2 protein-coding genes are annotated in these 6,643 nt (G+C 66.1%); both read right to left on the reverse strand.

Annotation, left to right across the window (positions count from 1 at the left end; all coding sequences use genetic code 11):
- Window positions 1-640 (reverse strand): condensation domain-containing protein (locus FFS27_RS26055; protein ID WP_256659642.1); only part of this gene is annotated, 640 nt, incomplete at its 3' end.
- 99 nt (window positions 641-739) lie between these two features.
- Window positions 740-6,643, reverse strand: a 5,904-nt coding sequence (locus FFS27_RS26060; protein WP_137952297.1) for a non-ribosomal peptide synthetase, incomplete at its 5' end; no start/stop codon positions are given.

Here is a 6,643-nt window from a genome sequence, read left to right on the forward strand (position 1 = left end):
CGCCGCCCAGCAGGCCGGTCCAGTACGCCAACTGGCGCTCCTTTTCCCCCGCCTCCATCCAGCTGCGCTGCCACAGGGCGTAGTCCGCGTACTGGATCGGCAGGGCCGGCAACCCCACGTCGAGCCCTTGGCTATAGGCGGCATAGAGCTGGACCAGTTCCTCGACCATCAATTGCATCGACCAACCGTCGGAGACGATATGGTGCTGGACCATGACCAGCACATGCTCGTCGGCGTCCACCTCCAGCAAAGTCACCCGCAGTAACGGTCCCTGTTCGAGATCGAAGGGTCGTGCGATCTCCGCCTCGACCCGCTCCAGCAATCGCTGTTCGTCGAGTCCCCGTTGCACTTCGACTTCGAGCGGCAGCGAGACGTCGGCGGAGACGACCTGCACCCATTCATCACCCATCCGCGCGATCCGCGTGCGCAGGCTTTCGTGCCGCTCGACGAGCGCCGCGAAGCTGCGCTGCAAGGACGCAATGTCCAACCTGCCGCGCAGGCGCAGGGCGGTAGGAATGTGGTAGGCGGAACTCTCCGGCTCCAGCTGCCAGAGGAACCACTGCCGCTCTTGGGCATAGGACAGCGGCAGGTTGTCCATCTCCTGGCGAGTCTGCGGGATCGGCAGGCGGGCGAAGCTCATGCCCTTGGCCTGGACACGCTGATAGAACAATTTCTGCTGCGCCAGAGGCAGGCGAACGAAGCGGGACACGAGGTCCAGGTTTGGATTGGAAAGCATGGGTCAGATCGCCTCTAGTTCGCTCATGAATTCACGAAGGTCATCGAAATCGGTGTCATTGCTGGAAGTCTGCGCCGCGGCAAGCTCGGCATAGGCTTGCAGCGACTCGGTCTGGAACAGCGCCGCCAGCGGCAGCTCCACGCCGACCTCGCTCTGCATCCGGGCAGTCACCTGGATCGCCAGCAACGAGTGGCCGCCAAGCTCGAAGAAGTTGTCGTCGAGCCCGACCTGTTGCAATTGCAGGACCTCCGCCCAGATCCCCGCGACCTGTTGTTCCAGATCGCTTCGCGGCGCCACGTAGACCTGCTGCAACAGGCTCGCATCCGGCTGTGGCAGGCCCTTGCGGTCCAGCTTGCCGTTCGGCGTCAGCGGCATCCGCGCCAGGAACAACAGGTGCGACGGCACCATGTATTCCGGCAGGCGCTCGCGCAGCGCCGTCTTCAACTGCGCCCGGCACTCCGCCTGCGCTTCCGGCGAATCCGCGACCGCCGGCTCCTGCGCCACCACGTAGCCCACCAACTGCTGGCCCACCGCGCCCGGCTGGGCCACCACCACCGCCTCGCGCACCGCCGGATGCTCGCGCAGGCGCGCCTCGATCTCTCCCAGTTCGATGCGGAAGCCTCGGATCTTCACCTGGTGATCCACCCGTCCGAGGTAATCCACCACCCCATCCGCACGCCCACGGGTCAGGTCGCCGCTGCGGTACAGCCGGCTGCCCGGCGCACCAAAGGGATCCGGCACGAAACGCTCGGCGGTCAGCGCCGGACGCTCCAGGTAGCCGCGCGCCACCCCTTCCCCGCCCAGGTACAGTTCGCCCGCCACGCCTACCGGCAGCAGGTTCAACTGCCCGTCGAGGATGTAGCCGCTACGGTTGCCCAGCAGCGTACCGATCGGCATGTAGGCCGCGCCGCAGGCATCGCCCGCCCGTGCTTTCCACAGCAGCGGCGTCACCACCGTCTCGGTCGGGCCGTAGCCGTTGAACAGGTACTTCGGCTTCAGCGCCCGCCACGCCAGGTCATAGCTGGCCTGCGCCACCGCGTCGCCGCCGAAGCAGTAGACCCGTACCGGCGGCGGGTTGCCGTCGCGCTCGGCATGCTCGGCCAGTTGCTGCAGGTACACCGGCTGGAACACCCCCACCGTTACCCCGTGGCGATGCATCTCGGCGTAGGTCCGTTCCGGCAGCCACAGGCTGTCGTCGCGGATCAGCACCCGCGCGCCGTTGATCAACGGGTGCATCCAGCCTTCGTGGGAACCGTCGAAGGCGAACGACATGAAGTGCAGCTCGCAGTCCTCCGGGGTCATCTCGTAGCGCTCGCCGGTAGCCACGATATGGGCGATCAGCGGACCGTGGGACACCGCCACGCCCTTGGGCATGCCGGTGGAGCCGGAGGTGTAGATCACATAGGCCAGGTTGTCGCCGTGCAGCGCCACCTCTGGATCATGGGCGGGGAAGCCGACCCACTCCTCCTCGCGATCCACGGAGAGGCAGGACAACCCCTCGGGGATCGGCAGACGCTCCAGCAGGTGGCTATCGGTCAGCAGCAGGTGCGCGCGACTGTCCTGCATCATGTACAGCAGGCGCTCGCGCGGGTATTCGATGTCCAGCGGCACGTAGGCGCCGCCGGCCTTCAGTACCGCCAGGAACGCCACCATGATCTCCGCGCTGCGCTGCATGGCGATCGCCACCCGCACTTCGGGGCCGACGCCTCGGGCGATCAACGCATGGGCCAGGCGGTTGGCCCGGCTATCCAGCTCGGCGTAGGTGAGCTTTTCCTCGTCGAAGATCACCGCCACCGCATCCGGCGCCATACGCGCCCGCTCGGCCACTCGCTGGTGTACCAGCGGCGTTGCCGGATAGCCCGAATCGCTGCGGTTCCAGATAGCGCCGATAGCGCTAAGCTCCGCCTTCTCGAGCATCTGCAGATCGACCAGACGTCGCTGCGGATGTTCGGCGAATGCCTCCAGCAGAGTCGTCAGGTGGCGACCCAGGCGCTCGATCGTAGCGGCCGGGAACAGTCCGCGATCGTAGCTGAATTGCAGTGACAAGCTATCCCCGCCACCCAGCGCCAGGGCCAGCGGATAGTTGGTCTGCTCGTGCATCGCTACGGCACCGAAACGCACGCCTCCAGCGGAGGACCGTTCGAGCACCTCGTCCACCGGGTAGTTTTCGAACACCAACAGGTTGTCGAAAACCGCCTCGCCGCCGAACCCCGCCCAGCGCTGCAGCTCGAACAGAGGCGTGTGCTCCTGTTCGCGCAACGCCAGGTTCTGCCGTTGCAGCCCCTGCAGCAGTTCGTCGAGGGTCATCTGTGGAGCCAGCGTTACCACCACCGGCAAGGTATTGATGAACAACCCGACCTGGTTCTCGACACCCGGCAGATCGGCAGGACGCCCGGAGACGGTGGCGCCGAAGACCACGGTGTGTTGTCCGGTATAGCGTTGCAGGAGCAGCGCCCAGCCCGCCTGGACCAGGGTATTGAGAGTGACCTGGTGGCGCCGGGCGAAATCCCGGAGCCGCGCGGTAGCCGTTGCGTCCAGCTCACGCAGGTGCTCTCCGACGCCGTTGGCCGATGTCAGTCCCGGCTGAGCCAGTGCCTCGACCAATCGCGTCGGCTCGTCCAGAGCCGCCATCTGCTCGCGCCAGAATGCCTCGGTAGCTGCCGCGTCCTGCCGCTGCAGCCAGGCGATGTAGTCGCTATAGCGGCCATCCCGGGGCTGCTCCGGCGAGCGTCCGGCATAGGACTCCAGCACCTCGCTGAGCAACTGGGCATTGCTCCATCCGTCCAGCAGGATGTGATGATGGGTGTAGATCAGGTGGTGCTCACCTTCGGCAGTCTTCACCAACAGCAGCCGCAACAGTGGCGCACGCTGCAATTCGAAACCGCGTTCGCGCTCGGCCGCAGCCAGCGCGAGCAGCGCGGCGTCCCGATTCGCCGCCTGGCTCAGGTCCTCTTCGGCGAAGGGCAACTGGCGCTGTCGATAGACGATCTGCAAGGGCTGCTGCAGCTCCCCCTGCCAGGCGAAACCACTGCGCAGGATCGCGTGCCGGTCCAGGGCGGACTGCCAGGCTGCGCGGAAGCGCGGGATATCGAGGCCGGACACATCCACACGCATCTGATTGATGTAGTCGCTCGATGCCTGCTCGTACAGCGAATGGAACAGCATGCCCTGCTGCATGGGTGACAGCGGATAGATGTCCTCGACCTCTTCCAGCGCGACCGGCAGGGCATCCAGACGCGCCTGGTCCAACCCCGCCAGCGGGAAATCGGAAGGCGTCGCGCCATGCCGTGGCGAATCGCAGCAGAAGTCGACCAGCGCCGTCAGCTCAGCCACATAGTCATCGGCCAGGCGACGCACCTGGTCCTCGCCGAACATCTGCGAGCTGAAGCTCCAGTCGATGCTCAGTTCACCGTCGAACACCCGGCCATTGAGACTCAGCCAGTTGTCCAGCGGAGCGCCGGGGTCCATCTCTGCCCCCGCGCTTTCGCCAGCCGGGTCCAGCAGAGCCATCTCGTCGAACTGAGCGTCGAACTGGCCCAGGTAATTGAAAGTGATCCGCGCCTGCGGCAACCCCGCCAGGACCCGGGCACTTTCCTCTCCAGCCAGATAGCGCAGCAAGCCATAACCCAGGCCCTTGTCGGGAATCGCACGCAACTGTTCCTTGATCGCCTTCAGGGACTCGCCAAGATCCGCGACCGGGCTCAGGCGCACCGGGAACAAACTGGTGAACCAACCGACGGTGCGACTCAGGTCGATATCGGCGAACAGCTCCTCGCGCCCATGCCCTTCCAGCTGTACCAGGCTTGAAGAGGCGCCGCTCCAACGGCAGACCACTCGCGCCAGGGCGGTCAGCAGAAGATCGTTGACCTGGGTACGGTAGGCTGCCGGCGCCTGCTTCAGCAGGCGTTCGGTCAAGCTGCGGTCGAAGCGACTCTGCACGGAGGTGGCGAAACGCTGCTCCAGAGCGCCTTGCGGATGCTCGCACGGAAGCTCGGCCGGCGCACCTTCCAGCAGCTCGCGCCAAAACTGCAACTGCGCCTTCATCGACTCACCACGGGCATGCTCGCTCACTCGGCCGGCCCAGGCCTTGAACGGGCTGGTCTTGCCAGGCAGCCGCGGAGCTTCCCCACGGAGGCTCTGCTGGTAAGCCCTTTGCAAATCCTCCAGCAGAATGCGCCAGGACACCCCGTCCACCACCAGATGGTGGATCACCAACAACAGACGCTGGCCGCCGTCGGCCATATCCACCAACAGGCTCCGCAACAGTGGGCCGTCGGCCAGGTCCAGGCTGCGCTGCGACTCCTCGCAGAGCGACTCCAGCGCTTGTCGGTCCACCGCCTCGGCACGCCAGAGCAGCGCACCGCCCAGCGTTGCTTCGGCATGTTCGGCATGCCAGGTTCCGTCCGTTTCATGGAAGCGCAGACGCAATGCGTCGTGATGTTCGACCAGGGCCTGCAAGGCCGCTTCGAGTGCCTTCGCATTCAGGGCCTCGCGCGGCTTCAACAGCAATGACTGGTTCCAGTGCTGGCGATTGGGAATCGGCTGTTCGAAGAACAACCGCTGGAACGGCAACAACACCGTCTCGCCGCTCACAGGCCCCTGCTCCATTTGCACCGCAGCCCCTACGCGGGCGACTCGCGCCAGCCCCTGTACGGTCTGTTGTTGGAACAGGTCCTTCGGAGTGAACTGGATGCCCGCCGCACGGCATCGACTCACCACCTGGATCGAAACGATGGAATCGCCACCCAGGGCAAAGAAGTTGTCGGTGGCGCCCACCTCCTCCAGCTTCAGCACGTCCGCCCAGACGGCCGCGATACGTCGCTCCATTTCATTCTGCGGCGCAACATGCGTCTGCCCCGCAGCAGCTTGCGGTCGCGGCAACGCCTTGCGATCCAGCTTGCCGTTCGGACTCAGCGGCATCCGCTCCAGCGCCAGCCACTGCGCCGGCACCATGTATTCCGGCAGGCTCGCCGCCAGGTGCGCGGCCAGCGCTTCGCGCCAGTCGCCGCTCTCGCTCTCCAGCACCACGTAGCCGACCAACTGCTTGCCGTCCACCGCCAGCACCGCCGCCTCGCGCACCCACGGATGCTCCAGCAGGCGCGCCTCGATCTCGCCCAGCTCGATGCGCAGGCCGCGCAGCTTCACCTGGTGGTCGATCCGCCCGGCGTACTCGATCACCCCGTCGGCGCGGTAGCGCGCCAGGTCGCCGGTGCGGTACATCCGTTCCCCAGCCACGAACGGGCTGGCGACGAAACGCTCGGCAGTCAGCCCCGGACGCTGGTGGTAGCCACGGGCCAGGCCCCGACCGGCCAGGTACAGCTCGCCGAGCACGCCCACCGGTACCGGCTCCAGGTTGCCATCGAGGATGTAGCAGCCCAGGTTGGCGATCGGCCGGCCGATCGGCACCGTGTCCTTGCCCTCCTCCACGCAGGTCCAGTGGGTGACGTCGATGGCCGCCTCGGTCGGGCCATAGAGGTTATAAAGGCCGGCCTGCGGCAGCTTGGCGAACACCTGCTGCTGGGCGTCCGCCGGCAGCGCCTCGCCGCTGCAAACGATGCGTTTCAGGCTGGTGCAGGAGACGACGTCTTCATCCTGCAGGAAGGCCTGCAGCATCGACGGCACGAAGTGCAGCGTATCGACCCCTTCGCGGTTGATCAGCGCCACCAGCTTCGCCGGGTCGCGATGGTCACCCGGCGCGGCCACCACCAAACGTGCCCCACTCATCAGCGGCCAGAAGAACTCCCAGACCGACACGTCGAAGCTGAACGGGGTCTTCTGCAACACCGTGTCGCCGACGCCCAGCCCATAGGCCTGCTGCATCCAGCACAAGCGGTTGCTCAGCGCCGAATGGCGGTTGCCGGCGCCCTTGGGCTTGCCGGTGGAACCGGAGGTGTAGATGACATAGGC

Origin of the sequence: Pseudomonas sp. 2VD, from assembly GCF_005503585.1 — a bacterium.
Taxonomy (GTDB): domain Bacteria; phylum Pseudomonadota; class Gammaproteobacteria; order Pseudomonadales; family Pseudomonadaceae; genus Pseudomonas; species Pseudomonas aeruginosa.